Source organism: Loktanella sp. Alg231-35 (assembly GCF_900143545.1).
Classification (GTDB): domain Bacteria; phylum Pseudomonadota; class Alphaproteobacteria; order Rhodobacterales; family Rhodobacteraceae; genus Yoonia.
In genome coordinates this window covers 232,811-252,639 of sequence record NZ_FREV01000005.1, presented here as the reverse complement: position 1 = coordinate 252,639, position 19,829 = coordinate 232,811, and the positions used below count along the sequence as shown (strand labels likewise).

Sequence of the window (19,829 nt, the reverse complement as noted above, 5' to 3'; positions counted from 1 at the left end):
TGTTATTCGGTCACGCGGACCGCTTGCATGGCATCAGGCGCGCCAACAACAGAGCCGTTCGGCCCTGTGCCGCGCTTAAGCGCATCAACGATATCCATGCCCGCTGTCACTTCGCCTACAACCGTATATTGGCCATTCAGGAAATAGCCCGGCTCGAACATGATGAAGAACTGGCTGTTGGCCGAATTCGGGTTCTGCGCCCGCGCCATGCCAACCACACCGCGTTCAAACGGCAGGTCAGAAAATTCAGCCGGGATATCGGGGAAGTCAGACCCACCGGTGCCTGCGCGAGACAGATCGCCGCCCATCACACCGTTTTGAACGTCACCCGTCTGGGCCATGAAACCATCAATGACCCGGTGAAACACCACGCCATCATAGCTGCCTGCCGCAGCAATCGCTGTGATCTGTTCAACATGCTTGGGTGCTGTTTCTTCAAACAGGTCAATGACGATTGTGCCGTTGGCCTCGCCTGTGACATCGATCTCAAGACCGTTGCTGAGTACGGGTGTCGCCAAAACCGCAAATGCAGCTGCCAGCTTATACATCTGCGGCAACCTTTACGCTGATCATGCGGTCAGGGTTCATCGGCGGCTCGCCCTTCATGATCGCATCCACATGTTCCATGCCGGACACAACCTGCCCATAGACAGTGTATTGCCCATTCAGGAAATCATTGTCCTTGAAGTTAATAAAGAACTGGCTGTTGGCCGAGTTTGGGTTTTGCGACCGTGCCGCACCCAGTGACCCGCGCGCATGCGGGATCTTGGAGAATTCAGCAGGCAGATCAGGCATGTCTGATCCGCCAGTGCCCGCACGGCTGAGGTTGAAGCCGTCTTCCATGTTGCCATTGGCGACATCGCCTGTCTGCGCCATGAAACCGTCAATCACCCGGTGAAAACACACGTTGTCGTATTTGCCAGCGCGCGCCAGCTCTTTCATCCGCGCGGTGTGGGCCGGTGCCACATCGGGCAGCAGTTCGATTACAACGTCGCCGTCCTTTAGCGTCATGATGATGGTGTTTTCGGGGTCTTTGATGTCGGCCATGGGGCGCTCCTTTATTTCGCGTTCGGGCATGACATATGGCCCTTAACCGCAATTGCCAAGCCGGTCCGGTTGACGCCAGCGCGACATTGCCGCAACTAAGCGCCAAAGCGGATCAGCGATAGGAGCACCAACATGGCCTGGAAAACACTCGACGATATCGATTTTGCTGGCAAACGCGCGTTGGTGCGCGTTGACATCAATGTACCAGTTGAGGACGGCAAGGTCACCGACCTGACCCGGATTGAACGGATCATCCCCACGGTGGACGATATTCAGGAAAAGGGTGGCAAGGTTATCTTGATGGCCCATTTTGGCCGCCCCAAGGGGCAGGTCGTGCCTGAGATGTCATTGGAGATCATCGCCCCTGCCGTCGCCGATGTTCTGGGCTTGCCTGTCACCTGGGTCAATTCCGACTATGGCGACGCCGTGGCCGAGATGGACGGCGATGAGGTGCTGTTGCTGGAAAACCTGCGCTTCAATCCCGGTGAAGAGAAGAATGACAAAGGCTTTGCAAAACGTCTGGCTGGCCTTGGCGATATCTATGTGAATGATGCCTTCTCAGCCGCACACCGCGCCCATGCCAGCACCGAGGCGATCGCCCGTCTGTTGCCCGCCTGTGCTGGCCGTTTGATGGCGGAAGAACTGAGCGCACTTGAAAAGGCTCTTGGTACGCCAGAACGCCCTGTCGTGGCGGTTGTTGGCGGTGCCAAGGTTTCGACCAAGCTGGATCTGCTGGGCAATCTGGTGGGCAAGGTGGATCATCTTGTCATTGGCGGCGGCATGGCTAACACGTTTCTGGCCGCCCAAGGCATCGATGTCGGCAAATCACTGTGCGAGCATGATCTGGCCGAAACCGCCCGCGAAATTCTGGCAAAGGCTGATGCCGCCGGATGCGAGATCATCCTGCCTCGCGATATCGTTGTTGCCCGTGAATTCAAAGCCGGGGCCGCGAATGAGACGGTGGCACCTGACGCCTGCCCTGCTGACGCGATGATCCTTGATGCCGGGGCCGCCACGGTTGCCTATGTCAGCGATGTTCTGGACCGGGCCAAAACGCTGGTCTGGAACGGCCCGTTGGGCGCGTTTGAAATTGCCCCCTTTGATGCGGCCACCAATGCAGCAGCAGCCAAGGCCGCGGCACTTTCCAAAGCAGGTCAGTTGATTTCGGTGGCCGGTGGCGGTGATACCGTTGCGGCACTTAATCAGGCCGGTGCGGCGGACGATTTCAGCTATATCTCGACCGCTGGTGGTGCCTTCCTTGAATGGATGGAAGGCAAGGACCTGCCGGGTGTGGCGGCGCTGGGTTAACCTTTGATTTAGTATTGCGCTGAATGGCCTGACGTGGGGTCACTGCTTCTGTTTCTTGCATTGTGAACTATGTTCATGTACGTAGTTCACATACAGAAGGAATATTCGCATGAAACCCATCGCCCATCTGACTGCCTCAACAGCACTTGCGCTTGTTATCGCCACCCCTACCCTTGCTCAGGACCGTGACCCCCAAGCGACGCTTGGTGAATTCTTTAGCCCTGACCGGATTGCGGCGGCACTTGCCAATAGCGCCATCTCGGCGCTGCGCACCCGGATGGAGCTGCAATATGACCACCTGTCGGCGGACCCGATGCGCGGTGTCGTCTCTATTTCGGGGATCGTGGCCCGCCCCCTGCTGCCTTATGATCAGGCGCGCCAATGCGAGATCACGATTGAGCGGGCGACCCTGTCGAGCGATTTTGCCGCCCCGTTCCAGACTGCCGCCGAGGTGAACCTTAATCTGATTGGCGCACGCGTCGGCCTTGCCTGTGTAGAACGTGATATCGCACTGGCGCTGCGAACGGCCGGTTACAAGGACCTGCCATTGGACCAGTTCAAACTGCGCGCGAGCTATGCCTACACAACCGGTGAAACGGCGCTAGACAGCACCATTGCCATCAACGGATTTGCGACCTTGGACTATTCGGCCAGCGGCACGATCCTGCCCCGACTGGGCGAATTTGGCTATCCCTCCGACCCTGCGATCCGGGTCAACCGAGTGGTTGCCACGCTCAAGGATGATGGCGGTTGGGCGGCTGTGTCGCAAATCCTGCCAGAGAACCTGCGTGATCCTGTAACGATCCGCGAATTGGGCACTGAGACTGTTTCACAATTCCTTAGCGAAGGAGGGTTACGCCCTCTGGGCGCTGTCGAGAGGAACTTTGTCGGTGACCTGATGGCGGAAGTCGAAGCCTTTGTCGCTGATCCGGGCGAGATTACGGTGCAGGCCGACCTGCCCCCAACGGGTATCGTGATTGAGCCGGATATGTATGACGCCCCGCAGACCCTGATTGCGGCACTCGGGCTGCAAGCCCGCAGCACGCCGCTTGCGCGGTCGGAGATTCTGACGGCGGCAGATTTAGCTGTGTTGACCACACCCGCCGACCAAACGCCCGAAGCGCGACTGGATTTAGCACAGGCGCTAATCACCGGGCACGGCGTGCCGTTGGGGCGCGCACTTGTGCCCGACCTTTTGCGCCCATTGCTGGATGATCCGGCAACCACTGGTCCTGCCGCCGCCATGCTGGCCACCGCATTGCAGGATAGTGACGTGGCAGAGGCCTATGGTTATGCGCTGATCGCTGCCGCAAGCATGGAGCCGGGCACAGTGGCGCAACTGGATCGGCTCGAGGCGCGCATGACGACGGGTGCCGTTCTGGACGCACAAGACACCTACCTGACCGGCACAAACGCACCTGCTGCCATCGATCAGGTCAGCGGCGATGATCCACGCGACCTGCGTGCGCTGTCGCTTGCCTATTTCACCGGGGATGGTGCGGCACGGTCTTACGCCCGCGCCTATTACTTTGCCCTTCTGGCCGAGGCCGCTGGTGACATCGCCGCCACATCGCTGCGTAAAGAAATCGAGGCGCGTTTCGGAGCGCGCGGACCTGCGGTGCAGGCACAGTGGAATGCAATCGAAGCAGAGATGCAAACCCGCGCATTGGGCGACTGGATCGCGGCGGATCTGCCCTCTGCCTACCTGCGACAGAACTGATCATCCACTGTTTGCGATAACATTGGCCCCGGTTGCGCTAACACATTTGCAACCGGGGCTTCTGCCCCTTACCCGGAATGTAACCTGTTCATTTACCCAAAGGATCTGCCATGAAAACCACCCGCGTCGTTCAAAAAATCCTGTCCAACTACGAAGGCGAAACGCCCGGCGTGAAATCCAAGCTGGCGGGCATCTTGATGAACGGCAAGCTGGGAGGCACCGGCAAGATGATCATCCTGCCTGTCGATCAAGGGTTTGAGCATGGCCCGGCCCGGTCCTTTGCCCCCAATCCCGGCGGCTATGACCCGCATTATCACTATCAACTGGCCATTGATGCGGGCCTGAACGCCTATGCCGCCCCTTTGGGTATGCTTGAGGCCGGAGCAGACACTTTTGCCGGTCAGATCCCGACCATTCTGAAAGTGAACTCTGCCAACTCGCTGATCCCGAACGAAGCGCCAAAGACCCAGGCGATCACTGCGTCCGTTGACGACGCCCTGCGTTTGGGCTGTTCGGCAATTGGCTTTACCGTTTATCCCGGTTCTTCCGCGGCACTGAACATGTTTGGCGATATTGCAGAAATGCGCCGCGAGGCTGCGGCCAAGGGCATCGCAACCGTGATCTGGTCTTATCCACGAGGTGAGGCGCTGGACAAAGATGGTGAGACGGCCATCGACATTGGCGCCTATGCCGCACAAATTGCGGCGCTGCTGGGCGCGCATATCATCAAGATCAAGCTGAGCACCGATCACCTAAGCCTGCCAGAGGCCAAGAAGGTCTATGAAGCACAAGACATCGACGTTGCCACCCAAACAGCACGCGTGCGCCACTGCGTGCAAAGCGCCTTTGACGGGCGTCGCTTGATGGTGTTCTCAGGTGGTGCCGCCAAAGGTGCCGATGCGGTTTATGACGATGCCCGCGCCATCCGTGACGGAGGCGGCAACGGATCGATCATCGGGCGGAATTCGTTCCAACGTGATCGGGACGATGCGCTTGATATGCTGAACAAGCTGGTCGAGATTTATCGCGGCAAAGCCTAACTGTTAGCTTTGGTTTGCGCCGCGCAGGCGGCGCAAATTGCCCCGGATTGCACGCCAAGTCGCGGCCTGACTTTGATCGCCCGCATCTCTTAGCTGCATTTCACGTTGGGCGGCCTCCCACTCGGCCTTGTCACCGTGGGCACGGTAAAGGGCGTGGGCAATTTCGGTGGTCTTGATGACTTCCATGAGGTGTCCTCCGTTCGTCGGTCAAGCGATGCTGCGCAATCTTTACGCGGGTCGACTGACAGCCCACCCAGCGGTCACTACGCCTGTGAAAATACACGATCGACGGGTCCAGATCAAACGCCCATGGCGTTTTGGAACGGCCTGCATCGCGCAACCGCCCAGCATCACAGCGCTTTCTTCGCCCAGTATTTTCTGTTTCTCCCGCGCATTTTAGGGATTCCCTTTGCGAATCAGATGTGCGATTCTTTGCCCCAGCTACCCGTCAGAGGTGGCAGTTGAGGCAAAACAATGATCCGACGCAGCCGCCCGCAATTGGGTGCCCTTTTCTACTTTCTTGGCATGATCATGCTGGGCTTGTACTTCACCTTTGCCGCTGTGCAGGGCGATTATGGGCTGTTCAAGCGGATCGAAGTGCAGGCCACTGGCCAAGCATTGGTGGCCGAGCTTGCCAGCCTTGAGGCAGAGGTTGACCGGATGGAAAATCTTAGCCGTCGTCTGTCGGACACATATCTTGATCTTGATCTGCTGGACCAGCAGGCCCGCGATGTGCTGGGCATGATCCGCGCAGATGAGATTGTGATCCGTTAACCCAAAACAGTTATTCACCTCATGCAAGGCAGCTATTCCAGCCGCGCTTGACGATGGGTCACTTTGACTCTCGCATTTATTCTGCGCATGGTTTAGAAGATAGTTTAATACTAAACTATATATGACACCGCCGGAGGATAGCACATGCCGCCCAAAAAGGCCGCCGCGAAACCCAACGTCTCAGCCGAGGAACTGCTGGGACATTACCGTGAAATGCTGCTGATCCGGCGATTTGAGGAAAAAGCGGGCCAGTTATACGGCATGGGTCTGATTGGCGGCTTCTGCCACCTATATATCGGACAGGAAGCGGTTGTTGTGGGCCTAGAGGCCGCCGCAGATGAAGGCGACAAGCGTGTCACATCCTACCGTGACCACGGGCATATGTTAGCCTGCGGCATGGACCCAAAAGGGATCATGGCCGAACTGACGGGCCGCGAAGGCGGCTTTTCCAAGGGCAAAGGTGGCTCCATGCATATGTTCTCGAAAGAGAAGCATTTCTATGGCGGCCACGGCATTGTGGCCGCACAGGTGCCACTGGGTGCCGGTCTGGCCTTTTCCGACAAATACAAGGGCAACGACCGCGTGACCTTTACCTATTTTGGCGACGGTGCGGCGAACCAAGGTCAGGTGTACGAAACCTATAACATGGCCGAACTTTGGGATCTGCCTGTCGTTTTCGTCATTGAAAACAACCAATATGCGATGGGCACCTCTGTGCAGCGCTCTACCAAATCCCCGTCCCTGTGGGAACGCGGTGCCGCTTACGGCATTCCCGGTGAGGAAGTGGATGGGATGTCCGTTCTGGCCGTGAAAGAGGCTGGCGAACGTGCGGTTGCCCACTGCCGCGCAGGCAAGGGCCCTTACATTCTGGAAGTGAAAACATACCGTTACCGTGGTCACTCTATGTCGGACCCGGCCAAGTATCGCACCCGCGAAGAAGTTCAGAAAATGCGCGACGAGCGCGACCCGATTGAGCAAATCCGCGATATGCTGCTGACTGGCAAGCATGCAACGGACGATGACCTCAAAGCCATCGACAAGGAAATCAAAGCGATTGTGAACGAAGCGGCTGAGTTTTCGAAAGAAAGCCCGGAGCCTGCTTTGGACGAGCTTTGGACAGATATTTACGCAGAAGTGGAGGCGTAAGCCATGGCAACCGAAATTCTGATGCCCGCCCTGTCGCCGACTATGGAAGAAGGCACATTGGCCAAATGGCTTGTCAAAGAGGGTGATACCGTTTCATCCGGTGACATCTTGGCCGAGATCGAGACCGACAAAGCCACGATGGAATTTGAAGCCGTCGATGAAGGCATTGTTGGTAAAATTGTCATTGCCGAAGGCACCGAAGGTGTGAAGGTGAATGCGGTCATCGCGATCCTTGTTGAGGAAGGCGAAGATGTACCACAGGCCGGTGCTGCCCCGACACCCGCGCCTGCCGCTGAACCGGCACCCGCCGCCCCAGCCGCTGCACCTGTTGCCGCGGTTCCTGCCGCACCCATCGCCGATGCGACCCCGGATTGGGACGCCGATGTTGAGGTCAAGCAAACCACAGTGCGTGAAGCACTGCGCGATGCGATGGCCGAAGAGATGCGCCGCGATGAGGATGTGTTCCTTATGGGCGAGGAAGTGGCAGAGTATCAGGGTGCCTATAAGATTTCCCAAGGCCTGCTGGATGAATTTGGCGCCAAGCGCGTGATTGACACGCCGATCACCGAGCATGGTTTTGCCGGGATCGCAACTGGTGCAGCCTTTGGTGGATTGAAGCCAATTGTCGAATTCATGACATTTAACTTTGCCATGCAAGCCATTGATCATATTATAAACTCTGCCGCCAAGACGCTTTATATGTCCGGTGGTCAGATGGGTGCGCCAATGGTGTTCCGTGGTCCAAACGGTGCCGCTGCCCGCGTGGGTGCGCAGCACTCTCAGGACTATGCGGCCTGGTATATGCAGATCCCCGGTCTGAAGGTCGTGATGCCCTACTCTGCCGCTGATGCGAAGGGTCTGATGAAGACCGCGATCCGCGACCCCAACCCGGTGATCTTCCTTGAGAATGAAATCCTATACGGCAAATCCTTTGATGTGCCTGTGATGGATGATTTCACTATTCCATTCGGCAAGGCCAAGATTGAGCGCTCTGGTGATGACGTCACCATCGTCAGTTTTGGTATCGGAATGACGTACGCCCTCGCCGCCGCCGAGAAGCTGGCAGAGGATGGCATCAACGCCGAGGTCATCAATCTGCGGACATTGCGTCCGATGGATACGGCTACAATCCTTGCATCCGTCCGCAAGACGAACCGCTGTGTGACGGTCGAAGAAGGTTGGCCACAAGGCAGTGTCGGCGGCTACATCAGCGGCGTGATCATGCAAGAGGCGTTTGACTACCTTGATGCCCCCGTCATCACCTGCACCGGTAAAGATGTACCGATGCCTTATGCCGCGAACCTTGAAAAGCACGCTTTGCTGACTGCCGACGAAGTCGTCGACGCCTGCAAAAAAGTGACTTATCGGTAAGGCGTGGATATGAAACACAGCCCCCTTTGCAGCCGTGACGATGGGCATGAAATCATGTTCACTGCCAAAGACGGCGATCAAAAGCTGCGCTTTACCCTGTCCCGCGATATGCTGGATACGACGTGCGGTGCGGCAGCGAATGAAGCCGCCCGTAAGTCGTGGGTCAAGGATCATATGCCCGATATTCTGGCGCTCCGCACCGCGAGTGTCACCCCAACAGCCCCATTCAATCGCGTCCGCGTTGAGGAGATTGCCTAATGCCCACAGAAATCCTGATGCCCGCCCTCTCGCCGACAATGGAAGAAGGCACATTGGCCAAATGGCACGTCAAAGAGGGAGATACTGTGTCCTCTGGTGATATCATGGCCGAGATTGAGACCGATAAAGCCACGATGGAATTCGAAGCCGTCGATGAAGGCGTGATGGGCAAAATCATCGTGCCCGAAGGCACCGAAGGTGTGAAGGTGAACGACGTAATCGCCGTTCTACTGGAAGATGGTGAGAGTGCCGATGATATCGGCGATGTTTCCGCACCTGCCCCAACCGCAGCCGCCACTGCACCTACCCCAACCGCCCAAGCACCTGCCGCTGCTGAGGCGGCACCTGTGACCCCTGCACCTTCAGCGCCCGCCAAAGACGGTGAACGCATTTTTGCCACGCCATTGGCCCGCCGGATTGCAGCGGATAAGGGTCTTGATCTTGGCGCTATCGCGGGTTCTGGCCCACATGGCCGCATCGTTAAGGCAGATGTCGAAAATGCAACCGCTGCGCCAAAACCCGTGGCACCTGCTGCCAAGGCCGGCGCCCCTGCCTCTGCTGCAATGGCGGCTGGTCCTGCCACGGATGTCGTGCTCAAGACATATGCAGACCGTCCGTTTGAAGAGGTCCAGCTGGACGGCATGCGCAAGACGATTGCCGCCCGCCTTACCGAGGCCAAGCAATCCGTGCCGCATTTCTATCTGCGCCGCGACGTTCAGCTTGATGCGTTGCTCAAGTTCCGCAGCCAGCTCAATAAGCAGTTAGAGCCGCGTGGCGTGAAGTTGTCGGTCAATGACTTTATCATCAAGGCCTGTGCGCTGGCGCTCCAGCAAGTACCCGAAGCCAATGCTGTTTGGGCCGGTGACCGGACACTGAAGTTTGAAAAATCGGATGTGGCTGTCGCTGTGGCCATTGAGGGTGGTCTTTTCACCCCGGTCCTGAAGGATGCCGAGATGAAATCGCTGTCGGCACTATCAGCCGAGATGAAAGACCTTGCCACCCGTGCCCGCGACCGCAAGTTGGCCCCGCATGAATATGTGGGTGGCAGTTTTGCAATCTCGAATCTGGGCATGTTCGGCATCGACAACTTTGATGCCATCATCAATCCACCACATGCGGCCATCCTCGCCGTGGGCGCTGGTGCGAAAAAACCAATTGTTGGCGCAGACGGAGAGCTGACCGTGGCGACGGTTATGTCCACCACATTGTCGGTCGATCATCGGGTGATTGACGGGGCATTGGGTGCGAACTTGCTGAATGCGATCAAGGACAACCTTGAGAACCCAATGACCATGCTTGTCTAAACGACCAACACTGTTCAAAGAAAAGCGCCGGATCAGCGATGATCCGGCGTTTTGTTATTTGATGGGGTTCAGTAGCTGATCCATCGTCATGGACGGTTGCGAACACCCGGCCTCTCCGACGATTTTGGCGGGCACACCGGCCACGGTTTTCATCGGTGGCACTTCGTCCAACACGACGGACCCTGCCGCAATCCGGCTGCAATGGCCCACGGTGATGTTGCCCAGCACCTTTGCACCGGCGCCAATCAGCACGCCATCGCCAATTTTGGGGTGGCGGTCGTCGTCTTCCTTGCCCGTGCCACCCAATGTGACCGAGTGCAGCATTGAGACATTGTCGCCCACAACGGCCGTCTCACCCACAACGATCGAGTGTGCGTGATCAATCATGATTCCCTGCCCAATCCGCGCGGCGGGGTGAATATCAACGCCGAACACCTCGCTCGCGCGCATCTGAATGAAATATGCTAAATCGCGGCGATCATTCTGGAACAGCCAATGGCCCAGACGATAGGCTTGTACCGCCTGAAATCCTTTGAAGAACAACAAAGGTTGTAGAAACCGATGGCAGGCCGGATCACGGTCAAAGATGGCCACAATATCGGCACGCGCCGCTGTCGCCAGTTCGGGTGCATCCAGATAGGCCTGATCTGCGATTTCACGCAGGATCTGCTCGGACATCTCGGGCGAAGACAACTTCATCGAGATGCGATAGGCCAAGGCGCGCTCAAGCGATTTGTGATGCAGCACACCGGCATGCACCAAGCCACCCATCAGGGGTTCGCTGGAAATGGCCGCCTCTGCCTCTTCGCAGATGCGATGCCAGACCGGGTCGACTTCGGTCAGATTTGTTTGCACATGAGCCATCGCTGCATCCTCGCGTTTTTCGCCCTTACATCTAGATCAGATAAGGGCGTCAAGCCAAGAATAAAGCCGTGATGGGCCATATCACGCAGATTGATCGCCTAAGGCATTGATAACAATCGCATACGCCCGCTGGACTTCGCCGCTGATCCGGGTGGGCCGTGGTGCCATGTCAAATCGCGACGCCGCTGACATTAAGGTGCCCGTGCCAAATTGCACATGCGGGCGGCGCAATTTCTTGCGATACCTATCGGCAATGTCGGCGCGGCGCAGCAGTTCTGTCATCACCCCTGCCCGCGCCTCGGCATCGACAGCCAGCAGTGCGCGCGCCGCGATTTCGATGTCTGCCAATTGCACGCCCCTCATTGGGTCACATTGAGCGTGGTAAAGGGCCCAGCGCCAAAGCGGGCAGACATTTGCGCGACCGCAATGTCATAGCTGGCACCACCCACATCCGCTGCAATCTGCGCGTTGGTGTAGGACCAGTCGGGGTTGTTCACGACCACCTCGCGCCGCACTGCATTGCCCTGCATCACCCGCACGGTGTAAGCCTCGCTATCCTCGCCCAGTGGTATATCTCCATCGGCCCAGATATCCCCATCAATCCGGCTGCATCTGATCCACGACAAATCAAGCCCAGCGCCGGTGCTTTGCGCGCGCAAATGTGCCACCGGATAAGGCCGCAATCCATTCCCCGCAAAGGCGTGGCTGGTATAGCGATAGCTTGGGTCGGTCAGCGGTTGCTTGGCCGGGCCAAAGCGGAAATGCCGTGCGATGCCGCGCGATGCAGTGGGAAGCGTGATTTGCTCTGGCACGCCGTTCAACAGAACCACACGCGATCCAATGGGCCAAACATCTGGCATCAGTCCTCGGCTGCCCGCCTGTCCGCGCAGCAGACCTGACAAACCAAAGCCACGAGTGAACAATGGCGCTGCATTCTGGAACTGCATGACCTCCCACTCATCTGTGCTGCCGTTGCCGATGGCCATAAGGTTCGCACCCGCCAGCAATGCCTCTGACGTAGCAGAACTGAGGTTGCCATCGACCAATTTGACCTGCAAAGCCTGCTGGCGGTCCCAAATCCCAACCGGGCCGCGGGCCAGTGCGCTTTGTGTGACACCCAACACGGCGGCCTCATTGATGATCTCTTGCACAGTGTAGTCGCTATCCTGCGGCGCTCCATAAAGCGCGATGCTGCCCGGCCACGGCCTGCCAGCGGCGGCGACATAGGGCGCGTGGGGTTGTTCGTCGCCGGTCAGCAATGGCAGATCGAGGAATAGCAATTCAGCGGGGATCGGCCCTACGAATGGCTGCAACTTCACGGCCTCATCAAGCGCCACAGGGGGTGCATAGGCCGTGGGCTCAACTCGCGTGGCATCGACCAACCGCACGCCCGCCTCTTCAATCCGGTCAACCCGGTAGGTGCCGAGATGGGCCTGTGTAGCAAGCCTTACCACGTCCCCCGCGCCGACATCCAGTTGCGTAGGCGGTAGTGCAAAGCGGGCTGTGTCGCGCCCGATCCGCGCCTCTTGCAACCAGCGTTCAACCGTGGCCTGCCCTTCGGTGCGCGTCAGCACCAGCGGGGCCTCATTGCGGGTGATACCAAGCGTCACCTCGTCGGGCAGAACGGTTTCAGCGGCAATCGCGTCATAATCGCCATCGGCGTGCAGGAATGCCATTTGTACCCGGCCTGCGACCTCTGCCCCCGCAGCACGGGTCAGCGACAAAGCCTGATCTGTTTCGGGATCAAGGGCCAGCATCGCATCTGTCAGTACATGATCCGCAGCACCACTGCGATTTCGGAACACCAGAACACCATCGCGTTCGATCGCATCAAAGCCGTAAGCCAGCATCAACGGCTGAAGTGCCGCCCGCCCGGTGCCAATGTCGCTGACCAAATAGCCGCGCACGATCCCGAAAAGTGCAGATGTATCATAGCGCGACACCCCCGAACGATCACAGATTTCCGCCACCACCGACGCCAATGATCTGTTACTTGCCCGACCATTCAACCAAGCCCCACGCGCATAGCGGTCACCATCGCTCCAGAGCGCCTGATTGCCCGGCCAGAACGGATAGGGTCGCGCATCCCAACCCCAGACGTGCATGCGGTCCAGATCAACCATGCGCCCGCCTGCGACGGCAGCTGGGGGGTTATGCGCCTCATCCGCAAAATGCGCCGTGATCGCGCGCAGATATTGCATCTGCATCAGATCATCACGTGCGCCGCTTGAACCGTCGGGCAGTTTTGCTTCCACGGCACTGTTCAACTGGCGGTGGGGTTGGTTGGCACCCTTATCCACGGCGGGACAGCCCATTTCGGTGAACCAGAACGGCTTGCTCTGCGGCACCCTATCGGTCGGGGTTGCCTGTCGCACGCCGTCAATCCGCGCATGGTGTGGATTGGCCCACCAGTTCTGCAGGTCCTTGGGGCGCCATATCCACGGCTCACCTGCACTGTCTGTGATCGGCACACGGCGTTGTGCCGCCCGTGCCTCTGGTGAGGGATAGCGCCAGTCATATCCTTCACCACCGGCGACATTACCTTGCAGGTAAGGCAGGTCATGGATTGCGCCTGCGTCGTCGCGGTATCCGTATTTAGCATGAAATGCATCCTCTGCGGCCAGCACAGTCAGATGTGCCTTTGTAAGTTGGTCCATTTTTTTGATGATCTGTTCGGGCGCTTCGATGGACGCGCCCGACGCTTGTTTCATCTGCTGGATCAACGCCCGGATTTCAGAAAATAGCTCTTCGAACTCGGCCAACCGTGCGTTGGCCAAGGCTCGGGGATTGCGCCCCGTTTCATATTCTTCTGTCATGGTAGTATCAGCCTGTAAGGGTACTTCCGTTACAGTCGAGTGGGGGCATCAAACCTGATAGGCACACCCGCCATCTAGCCCATCCAGGCTAGAGAAAAGTTGGTAAAATGTCAATCTGCCATCAGTTGTCGCGCGAGCGGAACATTATGATTTCATTAACAAAATCACGCTCACCCGTCGTTGGCGCGCTCTGCCTCGATCTCGCGCCAGCGGGCGACATTGCGATTATGATCGTCAAGATTGGTCGCAAAAGCATGCCCGCCCGTGCCGTCAGCCACAAAGAAGATATACGCAGTGGTGTCAGGGTTCAGCGCGGCTTCAATGGCGGCCTTGCCGGGGTTGGCAATTGGCGTTGGCGGTAAACCTTCAATAACGTAAGTATTCCAAGGCGTTGCAGCACGAAGCTCACTCTGACGCAGACCACGGCCCAACACACCCTCACCCTTGGTGATGCCATAAATCACCGTCGGGTCAGTCTGAAGCCGCATACCCCGGTTCAAACGGTTCACAAAAACGCTGGCAACCTGAGGGTGCTCGTCCGGGACGCTGGTCTCTTTCTCAATGATACTGGCCAGAACAAGCGCTTCATCCGCTGACGCCAAAGGCAGATCTTCAGCCCGGCCTTCCCAGGCTTCTGTCAATATCGTGGTCTGCGCCTCGCGCATCCGCGCAAGCACCGACGACACCGTATCCCCCTCGCGCAAGTCATAATCACGCGGGGCCAAGGCCCCTTCTGCCGGCACATCCGTGACGTCAGCGCGCAGGATATCAATCTGCGCCAAGGCGTTGGTGATCTGCCAACTGGTCGCCCCTTCGGCAATGACAACGCGGTAGGTGGCGCTGCCATCTGCCCGCACCTCGGCATAGGCCGGCGGCACTTCCAGCCCACCCGCCTCAAAACTGACCAGATCAACAAATTGGTTTGAGGCGGGGTCCAATTCGCGAACATCAACAAGCGTGCGGTTGATACCCACGCGATAAATCACCTCTGCACCGCAGGTATTGCGACCACCACGGGTCACGATATCCACGATGTCTTCCATCGAGGCCTGCTCAGGCACGCGAAAACGGCCAAATTTCACATCACCGGATTTGTCGGTGTAGTCGGCACCAATCTCAAAAACAAAGGCGGATGAAATCGCGCCCTTTTCAGTCAGATCAGCGCTCAACCCCTTGATGTTGCCACCACGGGGCACCTCTAGGCATATTGCGGCCTCCAACGGGCCTTGCGCACTATACTCGCGCGTGCCCCATGCAATGACACCGACCAGCAAAAACAAGGCCACAGTCAGAAACGTCAGTGCGTTGGCCGCAATATGGCGCCACATCAGTCGACTTTCCCAAGGACAATGCTGGCGTTCGTGCCGCCAAACCCAAAGGAATTCGACAAGGCGACCTTGATCTCACACGGGCGCTTCTCATTGGCGCAAAGGTCCACCTCGGTCTCGACCGCGGGATTATCCAAGTTGATTGTCGGCGGGGCGACCTGATCGCGGATCGCCAGGATCGAGAAAATCGCCTCAATCGCGCCAGCCGCACCCAAAAGGTGACCGGTGGCGGATTTCGTAGAGGACATCACCAACGACGATGCAGCATCGCCTACCAAACGCTCAACCGCGCCCAATTCAATGGTATCGGCCATGGTCGATGTGCCATGCGCGTTCACATAGTCGATCTGCGCAGGCTCGATCCCCGCATTCCGGCAGGCGGCACGCATGGCACGCTCGGCACCTTCGTGGTCCGGTGGCGGGGCGGTGATGTGGTGGGCGTCACCACTCAGGCCATAACCCAAAATCTCGGCATAAATCTTCGCACCACGCGCCTTGGCATGCTCGTATTCTTCCAGCACGACAATGCCCGCACCCTCACCCATAACGAAACCATCGCGGTCTGCGTCCCAAGGGCGACTGGCCACGGTTGGATCATCATTGTGCTTTGTGCTCAACGCCTTACAGGCGTTAAAGCCCGCCATGCCCAGCTCACAAATGGCAGCCTCTGCACCGCCCGCGATCATCACCTCAGCATCTCCATGCTGGATCAAACGCGAGGCATCACCGATCGCATGGGCACCCGTAGAACAAGCGGTCACAACCGAATGGTTGGGGCCACGGAATCCGTATCTGATGGACACCTGCCCCGAAATCAGATTGATCAGCGCGCCCGGCACAAAGAACGGGGACACACGGCGCGGGCCCTTTTCGGCCATCATCTGGGCAGTGTTTGAAATGGAATTGAGACCACCAATGCCGGACCCGATCAGCACGCCGGTGCGTTCAAGGTCTTCACGATCCTCTGGCATCCACCCTGCATCCTCAACCGCTTGCTGGGCGGCAGCCATGCCAAACAGAATAAAGGTATCCACCTTACGCTGCTCTTTGGGGTCCATATAGGTATTCGCGTGGAACGTCCCGTCTGACCCGTCGCCCAAAGGCACTTCGCACGCGTATTGCGTGGTCAATCTGCTGGGATCAAAGCCCGTGATCTTGCCCGCACCTGACTGCCCGTCAAGAATACGTTCCCAAGAATTTTCCACACCATCTGCAAGGGGTGTGACCAACCCCAAGCCCGTAACAACCACACGACGCATAATTTGCCCTCACCTCTTGGCGTAATTGAGGCACTGATACCCCAGCGCAGGCGGACGGGGCAAGGGCACCAATCGTGATGGGCAAAGGATAGGTGCAAGATTTTACCCGGATTTAAGGGTTCGATGCGAGGGTTTCCGCTCACAGTGATGGTGAATTGACGATGCGGCAGATTCTGACTGTTTTTATCTTTGTGGCTGCTTTTCTGGGGGGCATCCAACCCGCCACAGCGGATTGCCTTGTAAAGTCAAAGCTCGATCAGATGCATCAAGTGCAAACGCGGATGATGCGAAACCCCAATGCGCTGTTTTTTGGCGATGACATCAGGCGGCTGCGGTTGCTGTCCGATGGCATGGGCACGCCCGAAGTGTTGCGGGCCGTGGCAGGCAACCGCTGGGTCGGTCATGGGGCTGTTTTTCGGCAATTCCTTGACAACAACAACCGGTTGCTTGCGCGGGTAAGCTTGGATGATCCTCAATCAGTCCGTCCGCATTTTGATATCCGAGCACAGCAAAACCTGCAGGACATCGGCAACCTGATGAACGGGTTGCGCTGCTCGACCGCGCAAATCAACAGCGCGCGCGTGGCGGCCTCGCTGCCGCAAACTGGCCTGCCTCAAGCATCAACAGAGCTTGTGCCCCCTGCCCTGATCATCGCCGCAATCATGCTGATCGGCATCGTTATTCTGCGCATCGCTTGGGGTGCACATCCTGTGCAACACCGGGAAAGGGCCAAACGCTTTGGCCTCAAGTATGCAACGCGACTTTGGTGGAACAACAATACGAACACCGCAATGCTACTTGATATCAATCGCTACGGCACCAGACTGCGGCATAAGGCTGGCAAACCGCTGCCGCCCGGCGTCGACCTTAATATCGCGATGCAAGATGGCTGGACAACAGGCACAATTGTCTGGAGCGATAGCACTGATAGCGGCGTGCGGTTCAAGGATGGCATCAGCCAAAGCACCGTTGGAAAACTCCGCGACAGAGCGTCACGCAGCAATGCGATGGCCAAATCGAAGGCCAGTATTCCAAAGGACACCATTTAACCAGATTCGTGACATTCGAACGTAAGGTTTCAGCGTGATTTAGGGCACTCCCGCTAAATCCAGCGTCAGACTGTCGGGGATGTAGTTTGTGGCAACCCGGTGAATGCCACAGCGGTGCGGTGCAATGCGCATTACAGCGGCATACACTTTCAACAATCGATCTCTTTGAGATGCGTTGAGCGGTCTGCGCTGACCAACTGATCAGGCGCCACTTGAAACGAAAAACGGCACCCCTAGGGGCGCCATTTTCCACTAAAAACTCTCGTCGCTTATTTAGCGCCGTCGATGAATTTTACCGCATCACCGAATGTCTGGATCGTTTCGGCAGCGTCATCAGGAATTTCGATCCCGAACTCTTCTTCAAAAGCCATAACCAGCTCAACCGTATCAAGGCTGTCTGCGCCAAGATCATCAATAAAGGACGCAGCTTCCGTCACTTTGTCTTCTTCAACACCAAGATGCTCTACAACGATCTTGCGTACGCGGTCTGCAACGTCGCTCATATCAATTCCTCACGTCTTTCTGGGTGAATACCCGTTGTTCCTTGGGCTTGCGCCCTCTTTAATCACCCAACTGGGCGCATTGCTGATCTGCACAGCATGACGTTACGTCACCGGCACCTTTCAGCAAATCTGCGAGGCCTATAACAGAGAATTTCCCTTAGGCAAACGCTTTCGGTCGGCGAAATTACTAACCAGTTATAACATGGCCATGCCGCCATTCACATGCAAGGTGGTACCGGTAACATAAGCCGCCTCAGGGCTAGAAAGATACAGCACGGCGGCAGCAATCTCATCTGCTTCGCCCATGCGGCCAGCGGGAACCTGCGTCAGGATGCCGGATTTCTGCTCATCGGTCAGCTTATCGGTCATCGCCGTGGTGATAAAACCGGGCGCCACGCAGTTTACCGTGATCCCACGGCTTGCCACCTCATAGGCAATCGATTTGGACATCCCCACCATGCCAGCCTTTGAGGCCGCATAGTTCGCCTGGCCAGGGTTGCCAGTGGCCCCCACCACGGAAGAGATGTTCACGATGCGACCCCAACGGGATTTCATCATTCCCCGGATCACCCCCTTACACAGACGCATAGTCGAGGTCAGATTGACCTCCAGCACCGATGCCCATTCCTCATCCGACATGCGCATGAAGATGTTGTCGCGGGTGATCCCTGCGTTGTTGACCAGCACATCGACCGATCCCATGGCTTCAGCGGCCTGCTTGGGCAGGGCGTTGACAGCTTCGGCATCGCTCAGGTTGCATGGCAAAACATGCGCGCGCTCACCCAATGACGCAGCAAGCGCTTCTAGCGGGGCCACGCGGGTGCCAGACAGGGCCACCGTGGCCCCAGCATCGTACAGCGCCTTTGCAATAGCGCCACCGATCCCGCCGGATGCACCCGTTACAAGCACGTTCTTTCCATTCAGATCAAACATTTACAGATCCTTCTTTAAGTTATGAATTTAGCGCTTCGGCGGCTGCCGCAACATCATCAGGTGTCGCCACTGCGGCGGCTGAAATGCCGCGATCAATCCGTTTGACCATGCCTGACAGGGCCTTCCCGGCCCCGATCTCGTAAACAGAGGTCACGCCCTGCCCGCCCATATACATCACGCTCTCGCGCCAGCGCACAGAGCCGGTGATCTGATCCACCAGCAAGGCCCGGATCGTTGCCGGGTCGCTGACGGCCTCCGCCACAACATTGGGCACAATGGGAACGATGGGTGTCTTAATCTCGACCTCAGCCAATGCGCCGGCCATCGCGGCGGCAGCGGGTGCCATCAGGCTGCAATGGAATGGTGCGCTCACGGGCAACAAAAGCGCTCGTTTTGCGCCCTTTGCCTTGGCGATCTCAACCGCGCGTTCCACAGCGGCTTTATGCCCCGACACAACCACCTGAGCCGGGTCATTATCATTGGCGGCCTGACACACATCACCTTGGGCGGCTTCTTCTGCTACGGCCTGAACCGCGGCCAGATCAAGCCCCAGAACAGCAGCCATCGCGCCCACACCAACCGGCACCGCGTCCTGCATCGCCGTGCCACGTGCGCGCAACAGGCGGGCGGTATCCGCAATACTTAGCGCACCCGAGGCCGCCAAGGCCGAATATTCACCCAGTGAATGCCCAGCGACAAAGCTGGCCGCGTCAACGCTCACGCCTTCGGTCTCGAGCGCTTTGATGGCCGCAAGTGACGTGGCCATCAGCGCAGGTTGCGCATTTGCCGTCAGCGTCAACTCTTCAATCTCGCCGCCCCAGATTAGGCCGGACAAGTTTTCCCCCAAAGCCGCGTCCACTTCATCAAACACGGCCTTTGCGGCGGGATAAGCGTCCGCCAAAGCCTTGCCCATGCCAATGGTCTGTGCCCCCTGGCCCGGAAATACAAATGCGCGCATGAATGCCCCCTTCGTTCTGTCTTGTTGTCTAGGGACTTAGCCTGCCCGGCCCGCGCGCACAAGCAAACGCATCAGCGCACAAAGACTGTGTCTTTGCCATCGCCCATCCTGTGTTAGGGTTCTGGGAAATCGACGCAAAAGGATACACTGC

At 57.8% G+C, this 19,829-nt stretch carries 20 protein-coding genes; 9 read left to right on the top strand and 11 right to left on the bottom strand.

The features are described from left to right. Positions 1-2: 2 nt before the first annotated feature. Together DHN10_RS13995 and DHN10_RS13990 are read right to left on the bottom strand one after the other, a co-directional pair. Positions 3-548: a peptidylprolyl isomerase gene (locus tag DHN10_RS13995; RefSeq protein WP_108815959.1), complete on the bottom strand. Its 546-nt coding sequence runs from the start codon at positions 546-548 to the stop codon at positions 3-5. Beyond that, positions 541-1,047: a peptidylprolyl isomerase gene (locus DHN10_RS13990; RefSeq protein ID WP_108815958.1), complete on the bottom strand. Its 507-nt coding sequence runs from the start codon at positions 1,045-1,047 to the stop codon at positions 541-543. The genes DHN10_RS13995 and DHN10_RS13990 overlap by 8 nt, the downstream gene beginning before the upstream one ends. Before the next feature lie 132 nt (positions 1,048-1,179). Between DHN10_RS13990 and DHN10_RS13985 the strand changes: the two genes are divergently transcribed. The 3 genes from DHN10_RS13985 (at position 1,180) to DHN10_RS13975 (ending at position 5,115) form a co-directional block, all read left to right on the top strand. Further along, positions 1,180-2,355 (top strand): phosphoglycerate kinase, encoded by a 1,176-nt coding sequence (locus DHN10_RS13985; protein WP_108815957.1) that lies wholly within the window; start codon positions 1,180-1,182, stop codon positions 2,353-2,355. 109 nt (positions 2,356-2,464) lie between these two features. After that, a complete protein-coding gene (locus tag DHN10_RS13980) occupies positions 2,465-4,075 on the top strand; it encodes a hypothetical protein (RefSeq protein ID WP_108815956.1) in 1,611 nt (536 codons plus the stop codon). A gap of 110 nt (positions 4,076-4,185) precedes the next feature. Continuing rightward, entirely contained in the window at positions 4,186-5,115 is a 930-nt protein-coding gene (locus DHN10_RS13975; protein ID WP_108815955.1) for a class I fructose-bisphosphate aldolase, read from the top strand. 3 nt (positions 5,116-5,118) lie between these two features. On the opposite strand, the gene DHN10_RS13970 is transcribed toward DHN10_RS13975, so the two are convergent. After that, a complete protein-coding gene (locus DHN10_RS13970; protein ID WP_108815954.1) occupies positions 5,119-5,301 on the bottom strand; it encodes a hypothetical protein in 183 nt (60 codons plus the stop codon). A gap of 288 nt (positions 5,302-5,589) precedes the next feature. Here DHN10_RS13970 and DHN10_RS13965 point away from each other — a divergent pair, with 288 nt between their 5' ends. From DHN10_RS13965 to DHN10_RS13945, 5 genes are all read left to right on the top strand, one after another. Then, positions 5,590-5,889: an FtsB family cell division protein gene (locus tag DHN10_RS13965; RefSeq protein WP_108815953.1), complete on the top strand. Its 300-nt coding sequence runs from the start codon at positions 5,590-5,592 to the stop codon at positions 5,887-5,889. A 144-nt stretch (positions 5,890-6,033) separates the two neighbouring features. Then, entirely contained in the window at positions 6,034-7,035 is a 1,002-nt protein-coding gene (gene pdhA / locus DHN10_RS13960; RefSeq protein WP_108815952.1) for a pyruvate dehydrogenase (acetyl-transferring) E1 component subunit alpha, read from the top strand. Between the two features lie 3 nt (positions 7,036-7,038). Continuing rightward, the gene (locus DHN10_RS13955; RefSeq protein ID WP_108815951.1) at positions 7,039-8,406 is read left to right on the top strand and encodes a pyruvate dehydrogenase complex E1 component subunit beta; all 1,368 of its coding nucleotides are present in this window, start codon (positions 7,039-7,041) and stop codon (positions 8,404-8,406) included. A gap of 9 nt (positions 8,407-8,415) precedes the next feature. Next, positions 8,416-8,664, top strand: coding sequence for a hypothetical protein (locus tag DHN10_RS13950; RefSeq protein ID WP_108815950.1), 249 nt, complete (start codon positions 8,416-8,418; stop codon positions 8,662-8,664). Next, positions 8,664-9,968, top strand: a complete 1,305-nt coding sequence (locus tag DHN10_RS13945; RefSeq protein ID WP_108815949.1) for a pyruvate dehydrogenase complex dihydrolipoamide acetyltransferase — start codon at positions 8,664-8,666, stop codon at positions 9,966-9,968. Before DHN10_RS13950 ends, DHN10_RS13945 begins: the two co-directional genes overlap by 1 nt. A 54-nt stretch (positions 9,969-10,022) precedes the next feature. On the opposite strand, the gene cysE is transcribed toward DHN10_RS13945, so the two are convergent. The 5 genes from cysE to fabF form a co-directional block, all read right to left on the bottom strand. After that, on the bottom strand, positions 10,023-10,832 hold the full coding sequence (gene cysE / locus DHN10_RS13940) for a serine O-acetyltransferase (RefSeq protein ID WP_108815948.1): 810 nt from the start codon (positions 10,830-10,832) through the stop codon (positions 10,023-10,025). A gap of 81 nt (positions 10,833-10,913) precedes the next feature. After that, complete coding sequence (locus DHN10_RS13935; RefSeq protein WP_159087004.1) at positions 10,914-11,180, bottom strand: DUF7742 family protein; 267 nt, start codon at positions 11,178-11,180, stop codon at positions 10,914-10,916. Between the two features lie 11 nt (positions 11,181-11,191). After that, positions 11,192-13,648 (bottom strand): baseplate multidomain protein megatron, encoded by a 2,457-nt coding sequence (locus tag DHN10_RS13930; RefSeq protein ID WP_108815946.1) that lies wholly within the window; start codon positions 13,646-13,648, stop codon positions 11,192-11,194. A 170-nt stretch (positions 13,649-13,818) separates the two neighbouring features. Then, entirely contained in the window at positions 13,819-14,976 is a 1,158-nt protein-coding gene (gene mltG, locus DHN10_RS13925; RefSeq protein ID WP_108815945.1) for an endolytic transglycosylase MltG, read from the bottom strand. After that, positions 14,976-16,235 (bottom strand): beta-ketoacyl-ACP synthase II, encoded by a 1,260-nt coding sequence (fabF, locus tag DHN10_RS13920; RefSeq protein WP_108815944.1) that lies wholly within the window; start codon positions 16,233-16,235, stop codon positions 14,976-14,978. The genes mltG and fabF overlap by 1 nt, the downstream gene beginning before the upstream one ends. A gap of 161 nt (positions 16,236-16,396) precedes the next feature. Here fabF and DHN10_RS13915 point away from each other — a divergent pair, with 161 nt between their 5' ends. Next, positions 16,397-17,284 (top strand): hypothetical protein, encoded by an 888-nt coding sequence (locus DHN10_RS13915; RefSeq protein ID WP_108815943.1) that lies wholly within the window; start codon positions 16,397-16,399, stop codon positions 17,282-17,284. 269 nt (positions 17,285-17,553) lie between these two features. Here DHN10_RS13915 and DHN10_RS13910 read toward each other — a convergent pair whose 3' ends face one another. From DHN10_RS13910 to fabD, 3 genes are all read right to left on the bottom strand, one after another. Beyond that, positions 17,554-17,787, bottom strand: coding sequence for an acyl carrier protein (locus DHN10_RS13910; RefSeq protein ID WP_100367011.1), 234 nt, complete (start codon positions 17,785-17,787; stop codon positions 17,554-17,556). 195 nt (positions 17,788-17,982) lie between these two features. After that, positions 17,983-18,720, bottom strand: coding sequence for a 3-oxoacyl-[acyl-carrier-protein] reductase (gene fabG / locus DHN10_RS13905; protein ID WP_108815942.1), 738 nt, complete (start codon positions 18,718-18,720; stop codon positions 17,983-17,985). Positions 18,721-18,739: 19 nt separating this feature from the next. Next, complete coding sequence (gene fabD / locus DHN10_RS13900; protein WP_108815941.1) at positions 18,740-19,678, bottom strand: ACP S-malonyltransferase; 939 nt, start codon at positions 19,676-19,678, stop codon at positions 18,740-18,742. Positions 19,679-19,829: the final 151 nt, after the last annotated feature.